This is a genomic window from Methanocorpusculum sp., assembly GCF_030655665.1.
Taxonomy (GTDB): Archaea; Halobacteriota; Methanomicrobia; order Methanomicrobiales; family Methanocorpusculaceae; genus Methanocorpusculum.
In genome coordinates this window covers 258,243-278,885 of the sequence record NZ_JAUSPQ010000008.1, presented here as the reverse complement: position 1 = coordinate 278,885, position 20,643 = coordinate 258,243, and the positions used below count along the sequence as shown (strand labels likewise).

The 20,643-nt window shown below is 51.3% G+C and carries 23 protein-coding genes; 8 read left to right on the top strand and 15 right to left on the bottom strand.

Annotation, left to right across the window (positions count from 1 at the left end):
* The first annotated feature begins 60 nt into the window (after positions 1–60).
* The gene (locus tag Q7J08_RS07580) at positions 61–1,266 is read left to right on the top strand and encodes a TIGR00297 family protein (RefSeq protein WP_304911083.1); all 1,206 of its coding nucleotides are present in this window, start codon (positions 61–63) and stop codon (positions 1,264–1,266) included.
* Position 1,267: 1 nt separating this feature from the next.
* Here Q7J08_RS07580 and Q7J08_RS07575 read toward each other — a convergent pair whose 3' ends face one another.
* The 5 genes from Q7J08_RS07575 to mobB all read right to left on the bottom strand — a co-directional run bounded on the left by Q7J08_RS07575 (position 1,268) and on the right by mobB (position 5,833).
* The gene (locus Q7J08_RS07575) at positions 1,268–1,771 is read right to left on the bottom strand and encodes a FumA C-terminus/TtdB family hydratase beta subunit (protein ID WP_304911082.1); all 504 of its coding nucleotides are present in this window, start codon (positions 1,769–1,771) and stop codon (positions 1,268–1,270) included.
* Positions 1,768–2,589 (bottom strand): fumarate hydratase, encoded by an 822-nt coding sequence (locus Q7J08_RS07570; RefSeq protein WP_304911081.1) that lies wholly within the window; start codon positions 2,587–2,589, stop codon positions 1,768–1,770. The genes Q7J08_RS07575 and Q7J08_RS07570 overlap by 4 nt, the downstream gene beginning before the upstream one ends.
* Positions 2,590–2,892: 303 nt before the next feature.
* Positions 2,893–4,473 (bottom strand): O-phosphoserine--tRNA ligase, encoded by a 1,581-nt coding sequence (gene sepS / locus Q7J08_RS07565; RefSeq protein ID WP_304911080.1) that lies wholly within the window; start codon positions 4,471–4,473, stop codon positions 2,893–2,895.
* Positions 4,470–5,405: a 4-demethylwyosine synthase TYW1 gene (gene twy1, locus Q7J08_RS07560; RefSeq protein ID WP_304911079.1), complete on the bottom strand. Its 936-nt coding sequence runs from the start codon at positions 5,403–5,405 to the stop codon at positions 4,470–4,472. Before twy1 ends, sepS begins: the two co-directional genes overlap by 4 nt.
* A gap of 5 nt (positions 5,406–5,410) precedes the next feature.
* On the bottom strand, positions 5,411–5,833 hold the full coding sequence (gene mobB / locus Q7J08_RS07555; protein WP_304911078.1) for a molybdopterin-guanine dinucleotide biosynthesis protein B: 423 nt from the start codon (positions 5,831–5,833) through the stop codon (positions 5,411–5,413).
* A gap of 87 nt (positions 5,834–5,920) precedes the next feature.
* On the opposite strand from mobB, the gene Q7J08_RS07545 reads away from it, so the two are divergent.
* The 4 genes from Q7J08_RS07545 to Q7J08_RS07530 all read left to right on the top strand — a co-directional run bounded on the left by Q7J08_RS07545 (position 5,921) and on the right by Q7J08_RS07530 (position 10,935).
* Complete coding sequence (locus tag Q7J08_RS07545) at positions 5,921–7,645, top strand: formylmethanofuran dehydrogenase subunit B (protein WP_370651241.1); 1,725 nt, start codon at positions 5,921–5,923, stop codon at positions 7,643–7,645.
* A gap of 70 nt (positions 7,646–7,715) precedes the next feature.
* A complete protein-coding gene (locus Q7J08_RS07540) occupies positions 7,716–8,990 on the top strand; it encodes an O-acetylhomoserine aminocarboxypropyltransferase/cysteine synthase family protein (protein WP_304911077.1) in 1,275 nt (424 codons plus the stop codon).
* An 8-nt stretch (positions 8,991–8,998) separates the two neighbouring features.
* Entirely contained in the window at positions 8,999–10,462 is a 1,464-nt protein-coding gene (locus Q7J08_RS07535) for a homoserine O-acetyltransferase (protein ID WP_304911076.1), read from the top strand.
* A complete protein-coding gene (locus Q7J08_RS07530; RefSeq protein ID WP_304911075.1) occupies positions 10,459–10,935 on the top strand; it encodes a threonyl-tRNA synthetase editing domain-containing protein in 477 nt (158 codons plus the stop codon). Before Q7J08_RS07535 ends, Q7J08_RS07530 begins: the two co-directional genes overlap by 4 nt.
* Before the next feature lies 1 nt (position 10,936).
* On the opposite strand, the gene Q7J08_RS07525 is transcribed toward Q7J08_RS07530, so the two are convergent.
* Entirely contained in the window at positions 10,937–11,533 is a 597-nt protein-coding gene (locus Q7J08_RS07525; RefSeq protein WP_304911074.1) for an LOG family protein, read from the bottom strand.
* A 138-nt stretch (positions 11,534–11,671) separates the two neighbouring features.
* Here Q7J08_RS07525 and modA point away from each other — a divergent pair, with 138 nt between their 5' ends.
* The 3 genes from modA to Q7J08_RS07510 are packed head-to-tail and all read left to right on the top strand — an operon-like array spanning position 11,672 to position 14,351.
* Positions 11,672–12,472: a molybdate ABC transporter substrate-binding protein gene (modA, locus tag Q7J08_RS07520; RefSeq protein ID WP_304911073.1), complete on the top strand. Its 801-nt coding sequence runs from the start codon at positions 11,672–11,674 to the stop codon at positions 12,470–12,472.
* Positions 12,473–12,481: 9 nt separating this feature from the next.
* A complete protein-coding gene (locus tag Q7J08_RS07515; RefSeq protein WP_304911072.1) occupies positions 12,482–13,303 on the top strand; it encodes an ABC transporter permease in 822 nt (273 codons plus the stop codon).
* A complete protein-coding gene (locus Q7J08_RS07510) occupies positions 13,296–14,351 on the top strand; it encodes a sulfate/molybdate ABC transporter ATP-binding protein (RefSeq protein WP_304911071.1) in 1,056 nt (351 codons plus the stop codon). Before Q7J08_RS07515 ends, Q7J08_RS07510 begins: the two co-directional genes overlap by 8 nt.
* A gap of 15 nt (positions 14,352–14,366) precedes the next feature.
* On the opposite strand, the gene Q7J08_RS07505 is transcribed toward Q7J08_RS07510, so the two are convergent.
* Genes Q7J08_RS07505 through Q7J08_RS07465 form a run of 9 tightly spaced genes read right to left on the bottom strand, consistent with a single transcriptional unit; the run spans position 14,367 to position 20,642 of the window.
* Positions 14,367–15,137: a formylmethanofuran dehydrogenase subunit C gene (locus tag Q7J08_RS07505; RefSeq protein WP_304911070.1), complete on the bottom strand. Its 771-nt coding sequence runs from the start codon at positions 15,135–15,137 to the stop codon at positions 14,367–14,369.
* Complete coding sequence (locus tag Q7J08_RS07500; RefSeq protein ID WP_304911069.1) at positions 15,134–16,834, bottom strand: formylmethanofuran dehydrogenase subunit A; 1,701 nt, start codon at positions 16,832–16,834, stop codon at positions 15,134–15,136. Before Q7J08_RS07500 ends, Q7J08_RS07505 begins: the two co-directional genes overlap by 4 nt.
* On the bottom strand, positions 16,835–17,431 hold the full coding sequence (locus tag Q7J08_RS07495) for a 4Fe-4S dicluster domain-containing protein (RefSeq protein ID WP_304911068.1): 597 nt from the start codon (positions 17,429–17,431) through the stop codon (positions 16,835–16,837).
* 1 nt (position 17,432) lies between these two features.
* Positions 17,433–18,518 carry a nickel-dependent hydrogenase large subunit gene (locus Q7J08_RS07490; RefSeq protein WP_304911067.1) on the bottom strand — a complete coding sequence of 362 codons (1,086 nt, stop codon included), beginning with the start codon at positions 18,516–18,518 and terminating at the stop codon, positions 17,433–17,435.
* Positions 18,515–18,994, bottom strand: coding sequence for an NADH-quinone oxidoreductase subunit B family protein (locus Q7J08_RS07485; RefSeq protein ID WP_304911066.1), 480 nt, complete (start codon positions 18,992–18,994; stop codon positions 18,515–18,517). The genes Q7J08_RS07490 and Q7J08_RS07485 overlap by 4 nt, the downstream gene beginning before the upstream one ends.
* The gene (locus tag Q7J08_RS07480; protein ID WP_304911065.1) at positions 18,991–19,350 is read right to left on the bottom strand and encodes a DUF1959 family protein; all 360 of its coding nucleotides are present in this window, start codon (positions 19,348–19,350) and stop codon (positions 18,991–18,993) included. The genes Q7J08_RS07485 and Q7J08_RS07480 overlap by 4 nt, the downstream gene beginning before the upstream one ends.
* On the bottom strand, positions 19,347–19,595 hold the full coding sequence (locus Q7J08_RS07475) for a hypothetical protein (RefSeq protein WP_304911064.1): 249 nt from the start codon (positions 19,593–19,595) through the stop codon (positions 19,347–19,349). The genes Q7J08_RS07480 and Q7J08_RS07475 overlap by 4 nt, the downstream gene beginning before the upstream one ends.
* A complete protein-coding gene (locus Q7J08_RS07470; protein ID WP_304911249.1) occupies positions 19,592–20,449 on the bottom strand; it encodes a respiratory chain complex I subunit 1 family protein in 858 nt (285 codons plus the stop codon). The genes Q7J08_RS07475 and Q7J08_RS07470 overlap by 4 nt, the downstream gene beginning before the upstream one ends.
* 1 nt (position 20,450) lies before the next feature.
* The gene (locus Q7J08_RS07465; protein ID WP_304911063.1) at positions 20,451–20,642 is read right to left on the bottom strand and encodes a hypothetical protein; all 192 of its coding nucleotides are present in this window, start codon (positions 20,640–20,642) and stop codon (positions 20,451–20,453) included.
* Position 20,643 lies beyond the last annotated feature (1 nt).

Here is a 20,643-nt window from a genome sequence, read left to right as displayed (position 1 = left end):
ACTTGGGTCATTATCAACGCATAATCTTATCAGTATCAAAAATAAAATATGGTGACACCTATGGACATACGGATCCGTCGTCTCATTATTGCTCTTGTCGTGACAGCATTGATGCTCGGATCCCCCTATATTCCTTATTTTGGTCTGGTGATGCTTGCCTTTGCCGCCGTCTTCTACTTTGTGGATAAAAGCCGGTATTTTGCGATCGGCGTCGGCGTACTCGCTATATTATACCAGACCAGTCTCATTCCCGTATCGGCACTGATCGGCCCTCTGATGATGATCGTCTGGGGAGAATATCTGCTCAAGATCTTCAAAAACGTCAGTCATCAGGTATTTCTCTATATGATAGGTTCGGCCGCGGCTCTTTTAGCGACGATGCTTTACACAAACGAATTTCAGCCGCTGGTGGGCATCATCGCCGTGATCGTTCTTTTAATGCTTCGGAGCATCTTAAAAGACCGCGAGGACGGTTCGATGATCGGACTGCTCGGGGTCGCGATGACCATTACGCTCTTTGAGGATCTGCAGTTCTTCGTCGATTACCAGACACTCGCCTTCGCGGTCGTGCTGTGTGCGGCATTCGGCTACTTTGCCTACCGGGCAAAGACGATCGATATGAGCGGGGTCTTCACGGCGGTTCTGTTCGGCGTGATCCTCATTACCTTCGCCGGTGTGAACTGGTTCTTCGTGGTGATGCTGTTTTTCATTCTCGGATCGTTCTTCACCAAGTTCCGGTATGCGGAAAAAGAGTTCCTGGGCGTTGCTGAGGGGAAAAAAGGCCGTCGCGGATATATGAACGCATTTGCGAACGCGGGCGTCGGGGTCTGCGGCGCCGTGCTTTACGGGATCACCGGAGACGTTATCTTCATTGCCCTGTTCCTTGGTTCGATTGCTACGGCGACCGCCGACACGCTTGCAAGCGAGATCGGTGTGACCGGGGGCACTCCGCGAATGATAACGACACTCCGTCCTGTCCCTCCCGGAACAAACGGCGGGGTCACCCTGACAGGCGAACTCGCCTGCCTGTTTGGGGCAGTAATTATCTGTGTCCTCGCATTCCTTCTCGGCGTGGCTCCCTGGTATGTTTGTCTGATCGGTGTCGCTGCAGGGTTTATCGGCACGAATCTTGACAGTCTCTACGGTGCTGTAATCGAAAATAAGGGTTTTATCGGGAACTCCGGAACCAACCTTCTTGCTACGCTTTCAGGCGGGATTTTGGCCATGCTTGTCTGCCTGGCTTTGGTCTCGACAGGTCTCGTATAAGTTATCTCACAAACAGATCATTGCCGTGTGCATCGATCCCGACAACTACCGGCAGATCGGTCAGTTTGATCTCCCAGATCCCTTCCGCCATGCCGAGTTCCGGATAATGACAGCCGGCAAGCTCCATGCATGAAGCTGCTAGGGCGGCGCATCCGCCGGTGAAGGCAAAATAAACTGCCCTTCCGCGGAGTTCCTCGCGGACTTTAGCGGACATTCCGCCTTTTCCGATCAGACCACGGACACCAGCGTCGAGCATGTGCTTCGTGAGATCGTTCATCCGTGCGGATGTTGTAGGACCCGCGGCGACGACCTTTTTCTGTGCCTCGTCGATGACCGGTCCGCAGTGATAGATCACTGCCCCTTTCGGGTCGAAGGGAAATCCTTCATCCCTGATCATCATGTGGGCTTCGTCGCGTGCTGTGTAGATGATCCCGGAAAGGAGAACACGGTCACCTGCGTGAAGATCGAGCACCTCTTCCCCGAGGGGGGTCGTGAGCCGGATCATACATCCACCTCGACAACACCGCGGCGTGAACACCAGCACTGGATATTCACGGCGATGGGGAGAGATGCCGTGTGGCATGCCCCTTCTTTTACTTTGACTGCAAGACAGGTCGTGTCGCCGCCAAGTCCCATCACACCGATGTCGAGCTGGTTGATCGAATCGCAGAGTTCCTGCTCGAAGGAGGTCATGCTATTTATTGGTGCGAGGAGTGCCTCTTTTGCAAAGGATGCAGCCGAATCAAAGGTCCCGCCGATCCCGACCCCCACGATCACCGGCGGACACGGGCGGGAGCCTGCATCTCTGACGACCGATTTCACAAACTCCGGGATCTTTCCAACTTCGGAGGGAAGCATCATTTTTATCTGGGACATGTTTTCCGAACCTGCTCCCTTGGGAAGTACGGTCACCCGGAGTGTATCTCCCGGGATTATATGTATTGTCGGGATCCCGATCCCGGTATTGTCGCCTGAATTTTTCCGGGTGAGGGGATGGACCGCGTTTGGCCGGAGAGGGACGGATTTTGTTGCAAGGCGGATCCCTTCGCTTACGGCATCATAGAGTTTCGTGGTAAAAGGCACCGTTTCAGGAATGGTCAGGTAGATGACGAGGATCCCGGTGTCCTGACAGATGGGGACGTTTTTCTCCCGGGCGATCTGGAGATTCGCAAAGATATTCTCCATCTCCCCGCGTGCGGTCGGGTTTGTTTCTTTATTGTATGCAATATGCAGTGCTTCCTCCACATCGGGCGGAAGGATCGTCTCGGCCTGGCGGATGGCCTGTTCCACGGCGGATGCAAGACGGTTGTAGAGGGGGTCCATGGTATATCTGTTTAGATGAGATAAGGATTAATGTTTTTCATTAAAAAAAGATGGTGGGGTTTATGCACGAAAATGAAAACCAAAAAGAAAACAACTTCTCCTGAATGCAAAAACAAGATTCCCCACCGCGGGCCGCTCCGCGCCGAAGTCGCGGCCCCGCACCCCGATAAAAAATCGTGGGCTTTTCGATAAGATATATTCGAGTGAGGATACGTAAATTCAAATCTCCTCAGCCAAAGCGTCCCTTACACGAAATCGAAGTACAACCAAAAAAAAAATAAACAAAAAATGGATGGAATTATTTTACAGGATCTTTGACGTGATCGTCATAAAGATCGGACCGCGAAGATCGAGTTTCTTTTTATTGTCGGTGATATACCGCATGACATATTCCTCGATTTTCAGATTCACATCGCTTGGGTGTTTCGACATCTTCACCTGAACGCTTGTCCCTTCGCCGACTCTTGCCGCCTCTTCAATGCGGGCGAGCGCCAGATTTGCCACCGAATAAAGGAAGGAGATGCCGACCGGCGATCCTTCGGCTTTGACGTCGGCAAACTTTTCGGTGTCAGGAACCCCGAGCACTGCTCCTTTTCTGACATAGACCTCATTCAAAGCAGCAGGGCCGAGAAGACTCGTGTTCTCTTCCGGCTCTTCGACAGAGATCTCCACCTGATGACCGAAGAGTTCTCCTTTCCATGCAGAGAATGAACAGGGCGATTTTTCAGCCGCATGGGCTGCGGCCGTTTCCATAACTGCCCGTACTGCCCGGCGTGCCTCCGCCGTCTGCGGCTCCTCTTTTAATCCGATGCCTTTCGTCAGTTCCGTGTCCGAATACACCGGAGGATACAGCTGGGCGAAGGAGAGTTTTCGCACATCTTCTGCCTCTGTCAAAACCATCGCGAGACGCTCGACACCCATCCCGAGATTCATGACCGGGACACCGACCCCGTATTCAGCGAGAGCTGCGGGTGAGTAGATGCCGAACGTTGCGACTTCGACCCAGCCGTGGACCGGATGTTTCCCGTACACTTCAGTCTGGGTTTCAGGCATGTAGTACTTCGAGCGCTTCTCATCCGGTTGGAATCTGAACTCGGTAAAACCGAATGCCGAAAGAAGACCTTCGGCGACGGCTTTTCCCTCCTCGATCGTGACATGCTCGCCAGCGACGATACAGGATGCCGAGTGATATGTCCGAAGATGGGTCGCATCCTCCTCCTGCTCACGGCGGAAACATCTGTCGACCGAGAACATTCTGATCGGCATCGGCTTTTTGTCCCACATTTGGGCAAGCGAGAGGAACCAGCCGCTGGTCATATGGGAACGAAGCGTTGTTCTGGATGATTCGGGAGCGAGTTCCTTAAACTCGGGGAAGACCGTGTCGAGAATGTGAACGACCACACCGTCGTCCACGCCTAACGCGACCGACATTTCGTGCGTGAGATCATCGCCGTCGAACTTACCTTTTTTGTAGGCGTGCAGACACTTCATCAGCTTCTCTTCCGTGCCTTCGGCAAGAGGTTTTTCGATGATCTGGGCGATCGCGTCCAGACGTTCTTTGGAGATCCCTACATTCGGACGGGGGAGACCGCCGACATAGTAGACGCGATCCAAAACCGCGGCCGCTTCCGGACCGAACTGACGATAGACGTCCTGTTCATCGATGAACACGGGGACCATTGCTTCGTCAAAGCCCATCGACATATAGGCGGCCCGAAGACGGGCGATCGTGTCGAAGATCGGGTGGACTTTTGCTCGGCGATACGCATAACGCGGATAGATCTTTGATGATTCCGGCGGGGTTATGACTGAAGGTCCGGCATGCCAGGCTCCCTCGAAATCGGTTTTTCTGCGTTCCTTGAATTCCTCAATATTGAATTTCATGATTTTCTCTTCAGACAAACAACGCGGCTCGGCGCATTTTCATCCATGATGTCATAATTGCAGAGTTGGGCAACTTCTGCGGCGAAACGGCGAATGGTTTCCATGTCGGGGACATGCATTTCTGTTAATCTCATTCGACTGTATCCCAAATACATGTATCCCTTTATTTCAACGAAGAGGGGCTCTGCATCTTCAATGATCTTGGCAAAACCTTCCTCATCTGTGTCATTGTACCCCTTAACGAGGGTGATGCGGACCGCCGTTCTGATACCTTCCTCCTCTTTTTTTCGGAGAAGGGAGAGGGACTTTTGGATATTCTCCCACATGACTGCTGGATCACCCATCGGACGACAAATCTTTTCATAAGATGGCAGATCCATTGCATCCAGCGAAAGATACAGTTGTGTCGGTCGGATCCGTTCGATCACTGAAGGCATAGTTCCGTTCGAAACAACAAACACGCTGTTCTTTTTGTCTTCCCGAAGAAGATCGATCAACTCAGGTAATTTTGAGTAAAGGGTAGGCTCGCCCGAGAGGGAGAGCGCATACTGGGTCGGGTGTTCTGTGGCTTCCTCCCACCTTGCCGGATCGGTGTACGGTTTGTCGCCGGAGAGTCCCTTCTTCTGCATCTTAGGAAGGGCCGAAACGATCTCTTCCGGGGAAAGTTCTCTCTCGGACAGGATCTCGTGTTCCATGGACCGCCAGCAGAAAAGACAGCGCTGATTGCAGCGGAGCGTCGGAGTCATCTGGACGCATTTCCAGGTGTCGATCCCGTAGAACTGGTGTTTATAGCAGGATTCTCCGCCCCGAAGAGCACGTTTGCACCACATGCACGGTTTTACGGCGGCTGACGCGCCTTCGGCTATGAAGTTATATCCCTGCCTATGAAGAGATGTTTTCGGGGTTGTTGACGGGGAGCGTTTTCTCGGCATGCCAATTAACGTTTTGGCACATATTCATCAAACAAATCGCGTGCAGCAAACAGTTCTTCAAGGGTAGGATCGGTCAGGATACAATTTTCAGCAGACAGATCGCCAAGAACTGCACAGGAGAATCCTTCCTCCTTGAAACCCTCAACAACGGCATAATCATACCCCATCCATGCATAAAAATCAAGAACAAGATAGACATCAGTACCCCGCAGGGTCAGCACGGTTTTTTCCGCATCGATGCCCGCACCGCAGCTTGCTCCCGCCTCAAAATGCACCGTCGTATCTTTTCCCGGCGGCAGTTCCCAGATGTGATGGCCCATATGTTTTATAGTACAGACCGTGCCCACGTCCACGAGAAGCGGAACGAGTTTCGTAACGAGGGTGGTTTTTCCAGAATTCGAATGACCTATGATATTGATGACCCGCATTTGTATCTATATTGTCTTACGTAAGATGGATTTATTACTTTGTACCAGAAACATACACTTACATTTGGATAATGGTGATAGATAAACATGAAATTGATGATGAGCAGCGGGCGTACAGCGGAACAGGGTGCGCAGCTGTATTATAAGGACGGAGCAAAATATTCGATAGAAACGTCCTACTGCTTTTTACACCCTATGGATGCCATGAAGATCGGAGTCGAGGAGGGAGAGCACGTCCTCATTACGAGTGAGGCAGGTAAAGCGGTTTTTTCCGTCCGGGAATCTCCGGAAACACCTGCAGGTGTTGTTTTCATTGCCTGCGGACCGTTTGCTAATTTTATTCTGCCTTCAAAGACCCATTCTACCGGAGCACCTGATTTCAAAAGTATCCCGGTCGAGGTCGAACCGACCGATCTGCCTCTCGCGACCGCATGGGATTTGATGGAGGAGTTGGGCGGACTCAGATACGAGGTCCCGCCGGGCATCATTCTGCCGGGTGTGGAAAAAGGAGAAAAGATCATCAAAAATGCGGCGTGTCCTCTGTGCGGCTGTCTCTGCGATGATATCGAACTCCACGTCAAAGACGGGGTCATTACCGAAGTGGTGAACGGATGCGGACTGTCTGCAGGAAAGTTTTGCGCAACCGGCAGAATGATTACTCCAATCGAACGGGACGGAGATGTCTGGCGCGAAACGGATTTTGATTCGGCAATCAAAAAAGCTGCCAATATGTTTGTCCATGCGAAACGTCCGCTGTTGTACGGATGGTCCGGCACCTCGACCGAGGCGATGCATATAGGTCTTGAAATCGCCGAAGAGATCGGGGCCGTCATGGATAACTGTTCATCAGAATGCCACGGTCCGACCATTATGGCGGTCCAGGAGGTAGGTCATCCCGGATGCACGCTTGGTCAGATCAAAAATCGTGCAGACGTTATCGTTTACTGGGGCTGTAATCCGATTGCGGCCCATCCCCGTCACGAGTCCAGATACTCGACGTATGCAACAGGCGCATACCGTAAAGAGGGGAGGGGAGATCGGACCGTGATCGTGGTCGATATCCGGGAAACCGACACGGCAAAACTCGCCGATATCTTCGTGCAGGTAAATCCGGGAGGGGATTTTGCGCTCTTCAACGCTCTGCGGGCAGTCGTTCGCGGCGAGCGTGATGTTATTCCCGACACCGTGGCCGGTGTTGAGCGGAATGTGATCTTCAAAATAGCAGACGTTTTGCTTTCCGCAAAATTCGGTTCTTTCTTTACCGGTATTGGTCTCACCCAGTCCCGCGGCAAATACAAAAATGTCCGGGCAGGGATCGAGCTGGTGGACGAACTCAACCGGCACACGAAGTACACCTTAACGCCGCTCCGCGGTCACTGGAATGTTGACGGAACAAACCAGATGTTCTCTCTTGTAGCCGGATATCCGTACGCCGTTGATTATTCGCGGGGGATCGTCCATTACAATCCGGGAGAGACAAGCGGGGTGGATATCCTCGCCAAAAAAGAAAGTGACGCAGTTTTGATCATCGGAACGGATCTCGGGGCGCATTTCCCAAGAGAGACGGTGGCCCATCTCGCACGTATCAATACCGTCGTTATCGATCCGTTCATCTCCCTTTCTACCGCTATTGCAAAACTCCATATTCCCGTAGCCTCGGTGGGCATCGATGCGGAAGGAACTGCCTATCGCCTTGACGGTGTCCCGATCCATGTGAAAAAGGCGTTCCACTCGGATATGCCGTCAGATGAAGTGATTCTCGGGAAAATTCTCGAAGAAGTCAGAAAAATCAAAGCTGAAGAGTCAGCATAATCTTTTTTATAGAAGTACCCGAATCTATATATCATATGCCCTCCAATAAGAATTCACAGTGTGAACTATCATGACCCCAAAATACCAAAAAGAAACACTCAGTATCCATGCTGGACAAAAACCGGACGAAACGACCGGGGCACGGACCGAACCGATCTACATGACCACTGCGTATGTTTTCAAAGACGCAAAGGAAGCTGCGGCACGATTTGATCTCTCCGTGGAGGGAAATATCTACACCCGGCTCACGAATCCGAACAATACCTCATTCGAAAAACGCATTGCCGCGATCGAAGGCGGAACTGCAGCAATAAGTACAGCCTCCGGAATGGCAGCAATAAGCACCCTGATCCTTGCACTCACCAATCCGGGTGACGAGATCGTCTCGGCCGATAATCTGTATGGAGGAACATTCGAGTTATTCAGTCTGACCCTGCCGAACTTTGGGCGGACCGTCCGGTTCGTCCCCTCGAATGATCTGACAGCTTTGAAAGCTGCAATCAATGAAAAGACCCGGGCCGTCTACTTTGAATCCCTCGGAAACCCGAAACTTGACATCCCGGACTTTGCAGAGATCGCAAAAATCGCCCATGAAGCCGGCGTCCCGTTCATCGTGGACAACACCGTAGGGATAGGCACGGTCCGTCCACTTGAGCATGGAGCGGATCTGGTCGTCATGTCGGCAACGAAATATGCCAACGGACATGGAAACTCCCTTGCGGGCGTGATCGTTGAAAATGGGAAATTCCCCTGGGACAACGGTAAATTCCCCAAGTTCACCGAGCCGGATCCGGCATACAAAGGACTCGTGCACTACAAAGCATTCGGTCCGTCGACTGTATCGACCAGTATTCGAATCTCCCTGATGCGCGACCTCGGTGCGGCTCTTTCGCCGTTCAATGCCTGGCTCACCTCGATTGGCCTCGAGACCCTCTATCTTCGGGTCCCCAAACACGCAGAGAATGCATTGATTGTCGCGAAGCATCTCGCATCTCATGAAAAAGTCGCATGGGTCAACTATCCCGGCCTTCCCGGACACCCGTCGGAAAAGAACCGCGAAAAATACTTCGGCACATCAGGCGGTCCGCTTCTTACCTTCGGCGTAAAAGGAGGATATGATGCGGCGATCACCGTTCAGAATAATGTACAGCTCATCTCGCTTCTGGCGAACATCGGCGATGCAAAAACACTCATCATTCATCCGGCATCGACGACCCATCAGCAGCTTAGCGAAGAAGAACAGCGTTCAACCGGGGTCACGCCTGATACGATCCGCCTCTCGGTCGGTCTTGAGAATCCGATTGATATCATCGCCGATCTGGACCATGCCCTCTCCCTCATCTAAATACACCCATGTTACAGGATTCACTTGGTGAAGTCACCACACACTATCACACCCTAACCCGCCCGGTGGATCTGGAGAGCGGAGCATCTCTTTCAGATGTGATCATCGCCTATGAACGGTACGGAAGAAAGGATAACAAAAACATCATTCTTGTCTGTCATGCTCTCACCGGAGATGCACATGCGGCAGGTTTTCATAAAGGCGACACAAAACCCGGATGGTGGAACGGGATCATTGGTCCCGGCAAAGCACTAGATACAAACCGATACTGTGTGATCGCGGCCAATGTTCTCGGCGGGTGTAAAGGCTCGACCGGTCCTTCGTCAGAGGATCCGGTCACAGGAAAACCCTACGGGACCACATTCCCGGTGATTACGATCCGCGACATGGTCCATGCCGAACATCAGCTGCTCGAAGAGCTGGGCATTGAAGAACTCTATGCCGTTATCGGGGGTTCGATGGGAGGGATGCAGGCCATGCAGTGGAGCGTTGAGTTTCCGTCGTTCGTCCGCCGCGTTATCTGTATCGCCTCTGCCGGCTACACGACCCCGATGCACATCGCATTCGGGGCAGTTGGGAGAGCCGCGATCATGAGCGACCCGGACTGGAACGGCGGGAACTATTCTGCCGGGAAAAAACCGGTCCACGGCCTTTCCCTTGCACGAATGATGGCCCACATCACGTATCTTTCGGATGAGTCCATGCACACCAAATTCGGGAGAAGACTTCAGAAATCAGAGGCCTTCGAGTATGGATTTGATACCGAATTTTCTGTTGAAAGTTATCTTCAGCATCAGGGGGAGATGTTTGTGGAACGCTTCGATCCAAACTCCTATCTGTACATCACCCGGGCTGTTGACTACTATGATCTTACCAAAAACGGCAGTCTGACCGAGGGCCTGGTCGCGACCCAGGCAAAGTTTCTGATCATATCCGTCTCGTCCGACTGGCTGTATCCGTCGTATCTCTCGCAGGAGATCATGCTTGCCCTCACGGCAAACGGCAGAGAAGCCAGGTATGCGGAGATCGTTTCTCCCCACGGGCATGACGGTTTCCTTCTGGAAAATGCCCAGCTGAACTATATGGTCGGTCAATTTCTGACCCCGGTCACCGTAGAAGATCTGATGACGAATAATCCCCCGTCTATTCGGGAAACCTCCTCGATCCGCGAGGCGGCCGAACTGATGATCGGGCATGAGATCAATCATCTGCCGGTGGTTTTGGCGGACGGGACGCTCTCTGGTATCGTAACGTCGTGGGATATTGCGAAGTCGGTCGCCGGCGAGTTTCAGAGCCTTGCTGAGATCATGACTAAAGATGTGATCACGATTCACCGCTCAGACTCGCTTCGTCTTGCAGCTTCGCTTATGGAAAAGCACGCTATCTCCGCTCTGCCGGTCGTTGATGATGCCGGCCGTGTTCTCGGGATGCTGACCAGCGAAACGCTCTCTCTTTCCGAGGTGCTCCAATGAAAATTCTTGGGATCCACACGGACCGCGTATGGTATAAAGTCACCAAAAAAACAAAAATCGCCGAGCCGGATCCGGTGAGGGAGGATGAGATGGAGAACTGTGTTCTCCTGTTTGCGAGCGTGGAAAAGTCAGATGAACTCTCACCCGAACTTACGGTCTCTGCGACGGTGGATAGTATCAAACTGCGTCTTTCCCGCCTCGGGGCAACCCGGGTGATGCTCTTTCCCTATGCCCATCTTGCAAGCGATCTCGGATGTCCGGGCGTATCCCAGTGGATCTTGAAAACGATCCAGAGCAGACTCATTGAAGAGGGGATCGAGACGAAACGGGCGGCATTCGGGTGGTATAAGGAGTTTGAAATAAAAAGCAAAGGGCATCCGATGGCAGATTTTTCGATGACGATCTGCCCGTTTGCCGGAGGGGAATGCGAGAGCAGCAGTAAATGCTGCCAAAGTGAATCAAAGAACTGCTGAGTTAATTTCGTTTTCCTGCAAGAAGGGGGCGGCTCGTATATTTCGGCAGCCGCTCTGCAAGGATCCTGATGACATCATCTGATGTGTCCACCCCGAACACACAGTCGTCGGGGATATCAGGATACCGCGGCTTGTCATCGATCTTATTGTCCGCGATCAAAGCGCCCCAGTCGGAGAACACTCCTTTTCTTTTCACGACATCCGGGACACGGTACGCCATGATGAGCCGGTGCATCACCCATGCATACGAGAGTTCGGAGAGTGTTCCCGACCCCCCGCCAACCGCGACTACGGCGTCCGTGTTTGCCACGATGAAGTTTCGTGCATGATCCAGTCCGGTCGCGATCACAATATCCGTATATTGATTTGCCTGAGCCGGATCATTGCCCGGCAGGACTGCGATAACATCCCCTTCTCTATAGGCGGGAGAAGCATGTGCGCCCCGGGACACGGCTTCCATGACGCCGCCAAGCCCGCCGGACAATACCCGGTATCCGTTTGAAACCAGTGCATTCCCGAGCGAAAATGCAAATTGTTCTTTAGCACACCCGGGTTTCAGGGCAGCATCTCCAATAACTGAAATAACCGGTCTTCTCATTATAGTATATCATAAGTCGTCCAGTAAGATGAAGATTTACACCTCCATAATTTTTGTTAACATAGTTTAATTAACCAATTTAATATGTTTGACTAATGTTTAATACACTTCCATGCAAACGATAAGGAGGAGTTATTCATGAAGCATAACAACATTTGGTTAGGTATTTCGATCATTCTCTGTGTTCTTCTCACAGTTGGAATCGCAGGGTGTGTCAGTGGACCAGTGGAGCAAACTGAGATCAACGTGTTCGTCGCAGCATCGCTGACCGGCGCTATGACGGAAATTGCAGACCAGTTTATGACTGAGAACCCGAACATCAAAGTTAATCTGAACTTTGCAGGCAGTTCTACATTAAAAACCCAGATCCTCGAGGGAGCAGAGGCCGATATGTATATCTCGGCAAACGACAAGAATTTCGACCCGGTCGTTGAAGCAGGACTTATTACCGATAAGAAAGTTCTTCTTGAAAACAAACTCGGCATTGCAGTCCCGAAAACAAACCCGGCAGGAATCACTGATCTCGGCAGCCTGACAAACTCAGGTGTGAAACTCGTTATCGGAGATGACGCGGTACCATTTGGTCAGTACACAAGGACCATCATCCAGAAGTACCAAAACGATTCCCACTCAGGTTATGTTGATGCATTCATGGCAAACGTTGTTACCCAAGTTGATGCAGTAACAAAAATCAAATCATACCTCACCCTCGGTGAAGCAGACGCCTCAATCGTTTACATGTCTGATATCTCTAAAGACGATAGAAATGACATAACATTAATTGAGATTCCGGACAAATATAATGTAGTCGCCAGCTATCCGTATGGAATTCTCAAAGCAACCACCAAACTCTCCGCAGTCCAGAAGTTTGAATCATATCTTACCGGCAGTGCCGGCAGTGCGGTCCTTACAGATTACGGATTTGTACCGGTGGCATAAGACCACACTATGAATCCAACTGCCAGATCTCACACATTGAGTCGCATCGCGACTCAAATTCTGACAGGAGGACTCATACTCCTTTTTCTCGTATTTATTTCCGTACCGCTTGTATCTCTTTTCACACGAGTCAGCGTTGGGGATTTGCTTTATGCGATCACCAGTGAGGCTGCGATCAATGCCCTGACATTAAGTGCCATCACCGCTGTGATCTCAACGATCATCGTCATAATCGTTGGCACCCCACTCGCCTATATCAATGCAAGGGTCCCCTACAAAGGAAGAAACATTGTTGATACCCTGACCGATCTCCCGATCGTTCTTCCGCCGACGGTCGCAGGTCTCGCCCTTCTTATGGCATTCGGAGCGAACGGTCTGTTAGGGCAGTATTTCTCGATATTTGGAATAAAGATCGCATTCACAACAACTGCAGTTGTCCTTGCCCAGATCTTTGTTGCCTCGCCGTTTTATCTTCGGCAGGCACGCTCCAGTTTCGAAGCGATCGATGTTGAATATGAATATGCATCCAGAACACTCGGGGCAGGCCCTTTGAAAACGCTGTTCAAAGTCACCCTGCCCCTGGCCCTCGGTTCACTATTGTCAGGAATCATCATGACTTTCGCACGGGCACTCGGTGAATTTGGTGCCACCATGATGTTTGCTGGAAATCTGCCGGGAAAAACCCAGACCATGCCGCTCGCGATTTACAGCGAACTGCAAAGCGATCTCTCGATTTCGGTAGCTCTTGCTATCTTACTCGTGATTTTTTCGTTCGGCATCATACTGATCGTAAAATATCTGGGTGCACGGGAGAAGAAAAAATATGCTTGAAGCAACATTTACCCGGCAGCTCCGAGATTTTACTATGGATGTTGATCTGACCGTTCAATCTGGGGAAACACTTGCCCTTATCGGAGAAAACGGATCAGGGAAATCAACTACTCTGAAGATCCTCTCCGGCCTTATGAAGCCGGAATCTGGTAAAATAACCCTGAACAATCAAGTCCTCTATGATTCCAGGACCCGCAGACATATCGACCCGGAAATGCGGAATATCAGCTACATGTTCCAGAATTATGCTCTTTTCCCGCACATGACGGTGAGGGAGAACATTGCATACGGTCTTACGGTAAGAAAGAGGCCGATAGAGGAGATCAGAGCACGAACCGATGAACTCATCGTTCGGATGGGACTTGACCAGATCGCTGACGAACCGGTGACACGGTTATCAGGAGGGCAACGCCAGAGAACGGCACTGGCACGCTCACTCGCTCCAAGACCAGCGCTTCTCCTCCTTGATGAACCCCTCGCTGCTCTTGATGTGAAGACACAGGAGAACATGCGTCGTGAACTTGCTTCAGTGATCCGGGCAGAAAACATCCCCTGTATTCTCGTGACCCACTCAATCATAGATGCCCTTTCAATAGCGGATTGTGTATCGGTGATCAAACGGGGAACGATCGTCGCCACAGGAACTCCCGAGGATATTATCCATGATCCGACATACGGCTTTTCTGTATCGGAAAATCCAAATCTGTATCGCGGTGATATCCATAGTGGAAAAACAGGGAAAGTCTGTGTGAAAATCGGCGAGATCTACGTCAGAGCAGTGACGACATTATCCGGCGTGGTGAATGTGGAGATCCGTCCCGAGGAACTGATCATCTCGCGGGAGAAATTAGCATCGTCCGCTATCAATTCGTTTCAGGGAAAAATCACCGAAATACGTCAGAGCGGTCTTGAGACGCTGGTCTATGTAGATATCGGAATTCCGCTTGCTGCAGCGCTCACCCCTCAGTCGATCGAAAGGCTTTCTCTGAAAAAGGGCGATCCGGTTGTTGTAACATTCAAAGCAACCGCAGTTCATATATTTGCGTGAAAAAAGAGGAAACGCTTAGATCCGGTCAAATGACCCGACACGAAGCGTGCCTTTTGCATTTCTGTGGGCAACATCTCCCTGAAAAACCGTGAGATGATGCCCATCTTCGATAATCGTTCCAGTCTCCTTAAAGGTCGGCAGGAAATCGGTAACATGCCCGTACACCGTAGCTTCCCCGGCAAACATATCCCCGCAGGGCATCAGACAGTCACCCTCGATGAGAAGTTTTCCCCCCTTCATATTACTGCCCGCATGAATTCCGGCATCTCCTTTCACGTGGATCACTCCGCCAAAAAGACATTCGGCACAGTAATCCCCAACATTTCCTGCTACAAAAATCTCGCCGCCGCGAACACCTTTTCTCCCTCCACGGTATCCTGAACCACAGTAGTTCCCGGCATTTCCATGACAGATGATTTTTCCGTCCAGCATCTCACGCCCGAGCCAGTCTCCGGCATTTCCCAGGATCTCGATCGTTCCGCCGTTCATGAAATCCCCGCAGTGCATCCCTACATCCCCATCGACGATGATTTTTCCATCAGTCATGTACTCACCCACACGTTTTACCTGATGACAGTCACCAACGAGGATGATCTCCGTCGCTGCGGGACCTGCAGCCTCGCCGTCAACACGGATATCAAACACATCTTTGAGTTTTTTCTCCTCGTTACCCACAAACACCGTGACATCCACTCTCTTTGAAAGGGTCTCGGGACAGATAGACTCTGCTTCGATAGGAAGATAAGGATCAACCTCTTCACGTAAGATGAGCGTGATTCGTCTCATAACGTCGTCTCCGTTTCGATTTTCATACTCTTCGTGAGGTAATAATCCTCATCCACGGCATAATTCTCCATGCGTATCGAGTAATACCGGTCAAAGGTCCGGATCAGATCAGGATCTTTGGACATATCATACGCCTCAGGTACTTTCGGACTGCACCAGAACGTACGGTTCTGATTATCTGCCACGATTTCGTCCTCTTTAGAGATCATCACGCCAAGTTTCATCGTGTACTTTGTCTGGGCAAAACCCCTGATGATCTCGGCATACTGCTTGGAGGGGTCGATCTTATCAGGTTTTATCGGATATATCGCTATATCTCCTTCTGCACCCAGTCCAAGATGACCTTTCCCTCTGTCGATGAGACCAAGAGCCCGTGCCTGACCCGCACGCGTCATTACCGCGATCTCTTCAAAGGTCATCTCCCGGTCAAGTGATGGAAGAATAACACGGGTGCCGGTTTTCGGGTGGACGGTGGCAAACTCACGGTCACGGTATTCCTTGCTCATCAGAAGTCCAATGATCTCCGGATACTTGACAAACGGCGCACCGTTAGGATTATCCGTTGTCAATAGACACTGCCAGGGATTTTTCACCTGCAGAGCCAGTTCAAGCCCGATTGCCCACATGATGCTGTTCACCAGATTCTTGCGCCGGTAGATCACCGGAATAACACCGGATGCGGTCTCCAGTTCAACATCATGATTACTCCATTTGTCCTGATGAAGGCGATACAGGTTGAACTCCATTGGACCGTCGGCCGTCATGGTCGTGGTCCGTCCAAACATCACCTGTCCCATATCAATGGTGATCTGGGGGCGCAGATTCACCGTGTTCGCGACCGGTTCCGACTTTGAACAGAAATCGTTCCAGCCGGTCCCACCGTATGAATGGAACTGGACATGCGTGAGATAGCAGGTCTGCCGTTTCTCATTCAGATCGGGAACAAGACCCATCGTCCCGATCGTGCAGGTATAATTACCCGGCTTTCCCAGATTATTACAGTGAAGATGTACGGAATGCGGAAGACCAAGCATCTCGTTCGCTTCGATCACTCCTTTGATATACTCAGCAGGACTTAGATCAAAATCAGGGATGGGTTTTCGAATGCATTCCACATTCTTTCCCCAGCTCCACATCTCGGCACCAAGCGGATTGGTCAGTTTTACCCCATACCCTTTTACGGCATCAAGCCGCCATGCGATAAGCGCGGCGGCCCGCTTGATGTCCCCGGAGGCGACGGCCCGCATTAATCCCCAGTCGCCGTCGAAGAGCGTGAGAATGAGACCGTCCTGCAGAGGCGTGTGTTTGAACTCCTCATGGGTATGCCGGGCTTCAAGCGGAGCCATTGCTCCTTCAGTGAGCGTTGTATACCCCATAAGCGCATACCGATAACTGTTTCCATACGTTGTCGGAATACTGTATCCGGACACGGCACGCATCCCTTTTCTCCTGGGAGCCCTGCCTGCACGCATATCCTCGGGGCTCATGTACCTGCCGAAGTTCACCTTCGTTCCGCAGATATGCGTATGGGAATCAATACCCCCCGGAAGAGTCAGACATCCCCCTGCATCAATGACCTCTGCTCCTTTTGGCTCCTCATCGGTGATCCTGCCGTTTGAGACAAAGATGTCCCGGATCTCTCCGGATATTTTATTGATCGGATCGACCACATAGGCGTTATTGATGATATAATCCATTTATGTTTCCTCCTGCAAAGCGATTACATTCCGGATCACATGAATAGCTCCGTTCGGGCAGGTGTCCATACACACTTTACATCCTTTGCAGTGTTCATTGTGTTTGACCGTGTTTTTCCCGTGCTCGACACGTATGAGGACATCACTCGAAAGCGAGGTCCCGCCTGCCCCGATATACGGATCGATTTCCCGGTTTACCGGACATGCCGTAGTGCAGTTCCCACAACCCATGCATTTTTCGATGTCGATTTTGATGATGTATTCATGGGTGAATACAAGTCCCTGCTCTTTCTTACGTGCAAGGAGATCTCCGCTCGTAAGGACTCCCTCGGGACAGGCTTCCACACAATATCCGCATCGAACGCAGTGACCCTGCGTGATCTGAGGATTCCAGACACCTCCCGTCTGGACAACATCGATCGCCCCGGGGCAGGGACATATCATTTTGCAGGCAAGACAGTGCGTGCATGTCTTTCCGGTCAGCTCGGGAAAGTCCCGGAAGTAGGCCGGTTTTGTCAGAGGAGGGGTCTTTACGGTGAAAAACGCTTTTATCCAGGATAGTCTGAAGAACTCTCTGAGATAGGTGAACACAGTCATGTTACCGCTCCGCACAGGCAATACAGGGATCGGCACTAATGAACGTGGATGTCACATCAGCCGCCGACGCAAGATTTTTCATCATCGCATGGGTCGCGACCTCAATATTAGGGATAGATGGGGTCTGGATCGAAACAAACACCACCTGACCGACCGAGTCGATCTCAATATCATAGGTGAGATCCCCCCTCGGCGCTTCTATCGTGTGTTTGATATGGCCTGCTTTCATTTCTCCGCCGTTACGGATCTTTCCCGGCTCAAGAGCCGCAATGCCATTTCTGATCAGGGTCAGAGACTGGAAGAGTTCGTCGAACCTGAGCATGATCCGGTCAAAATTGTCGCCATGATTCCGGGTAATCATATGCCAGCCCATCTCCATATAGAGAGGATCGTCCTTTCGGGCATCGCGGGGAAGACCGGTAGCACGGGCAGTAGGACCTACCACGCCTGACGCGAGAGCATCTTCCATGGAAAGGATGCCGATCCCTTTTGACCGAAGACCGATCATCGACCCGGTCTCGAACATTTTTACAAAGCGTTTCAGTTCGGTTTCGATATGATAGGTTCCGGCAAGAATGTTTGCGGCATTTTCCGTTGATAGATCTTCACGGACACCGCCGGGAACAACATATGCCGACATGACCCGGGTCCCGGTCATCATTTCGATCGAATCCATCGCGATCTCACGAAGATTCAGCAGATACATTCCGAGGGTTTCATGCTCGATCGTGTAGCAGTACGAATAGTTTGCAAGAAGATGACTCTGAATACGGTCAAGTTCGTTCAGGATAAGACGAAGGAGTTCGGCCCTTCTTGGAACCGTGATCCCGCTGATCTTTTCCAGAGCTTCAACGATCACCGTGTTGTGGACAACAGAACAGATCCCGCAGACGCGTTCTGCAAGAAAGATCGTCTCCTGCCAGGGTCGCCCGATCATAATTTTTTCGATCCCTTTCTTCACGTAGCCGAGTTCTACTTCGGTGGTCACGACCCGTTCTCCCTGCGTTTCACATTTGATCCTGCAGGGTTCCTTGAAACAGGGGTGGATCGGCCCGATCGGCAGGGATACATCAACGACTTTTTTCATTTCTTCAAACCCCCTTCCTTCTCTTTCTGATGAACTTCATAGTCTTTGAAGAGAATATCAGCAGCTCCGAGAATTGCTGAAATGATCTCAGACGGACGCGGCGGACATCCGGGTACCGCCGCCGTGACCGGGATATATTTACTCACCGGCGGATCGATCAGTTTTCCCGGCCGGTTGAACACACATCCCGAGATAGGGCAGTTGCCTATCGTCACGACCGCTTTTGGCTCGGGAACACGGTCCCACAAATCGGGTAATTTATCGATCCACTGAGGAGACATTCCCCCTGTCACAAGGATCACATCGGCTTCTCTTGGATTGTTGTGAACATAGATACCGTATTGTTCTATGTCATACCTCGGGGCAAGACAGGCAAGGATCTCAATATCGCAGCCATTACAGGACCCGGTGTTCACATAACAGACATGGATCGAACGCTGCCGAACGGCATTTTTGAGCTGCTGCAGAATGGTCATGATATCTCCTCCAGGATCGCCTGCAGTATATCAGATATCTCGACGTCCTTCTCTCCGGCCAAAGCACGGTAATGATCGGCCCGTTCTTTTGAAAGGATCCCAGCGGCGGTTGAAAGATGATGCAGGGACAAAGCGTCTCCGATCTCGTCGGACCGTGCCTGTATTTCGGCCGCATCATAGCGCGGTCCGAGATTTTCCAGTGTCATCAGATCGCACTTTTCGATAAGTATCTTCCGCATACGCTGGCGGGATATCCCAAGCCGCTTTGCAAGCGCAACGGTCGCATCATTCTGCCTGACTCCACTGAGTGACGTGAGTTTCATGGGAGTGAGATCCCTTTCGTAGATGAGCTTCATAATATACCCCCAAAGCGAAGAAGCCCGTAGATAACAAATCCGAGGATCATGACCCAGATAAGGATCATCTCACCGATATGTTTTGTATGATCACTCTTCCAGACAAACATCCCGGCGAGGATCCCGATAAGGACCGCTCCCAGAATCGCACCCGGCAAAACCACCGGATGGAGAGATGATTCGAGCAGCATCAGGATGACATAGAATGCCGACCCTATGACTGCAGCTAATGGAATGTAATTCATGATATCATCACCAGCCAGACGATCAGTCCATAAACGCAGACAACAACCGTCCAGATCGTCTGGATGAGGACAGTGTTATACGGTGTAAGCATAGGGGTCGTTGCGCAGATAAACGAGATGGAGACCATCACGAGGACCATGACCGGAAGGAAAAGCCACCAGGGCATGATCCCGAGGAACACAACGATGAAGACGGAAATCAGAACGAATGTTTTCAGGGAAAGAGCGATATTCAGAAGAGCCCTCCAACCGCCGAAATGTTCTGTCCAGTAACCGGAGACGAGTTCCTTTGCCTCGATCACGGAGAACGGCCCGTAGTGCGCCTTCGAGAGAATGATGAGGTAAAGCGATATCGCCGCAGGCAAAGCGATGCCGATAAGCGGAACATTTGCGGCTTCCCATGAAGAAATTCCCGAGATAGACAGTGTGCCCGTGAAGAGATAGACAACTGACACGGTCACGAGAAGGGGCAGTTCTGCTGCGGCAGACATGACCGATCTGATCGCCCCGAACTTGGTATACGGGGATCCTGAGGAAAGACCGGTCCCGTGCTCCACGATCTTATGGAGCATGTAAAAGGCAAAGATGAGAAGGAGACTTCCGCCGATCCAGAAAACATACAGTGCTGCGGTCCATATCCCGATCGCGATCAGAACGATCGCAACATACATGACCTGACTCGCGGTTCTCGGGATCCAGGTCTGTTTGAAGGCGAACTTCAGGGTATGCAGTATCTCCTGCCAGATTGGCGGACCCGGACGTTTCTGGATCCTTGCAATGACTTTCCGGTGGATCCCGTGCAGGAGAAGACCAAAAAAGATCGCAAATATCAGGAGAAGAAGGAACTCGATCATGTCAGTACCCCACAAACGGAATATCTCCGTCTTTTGAACCAGCACAGGCTGCGAGGACCACGGAGACGAAAAAACCCGGTACCGATATGATCAGGATAAGGATCCAGTACGGATTTCCGTCTACAAGCACGGCCGAAATGACTGCAGCGCAGGCAAAGAGAACTGCAAGTAAAATATATGCTGTTTTTTTCATA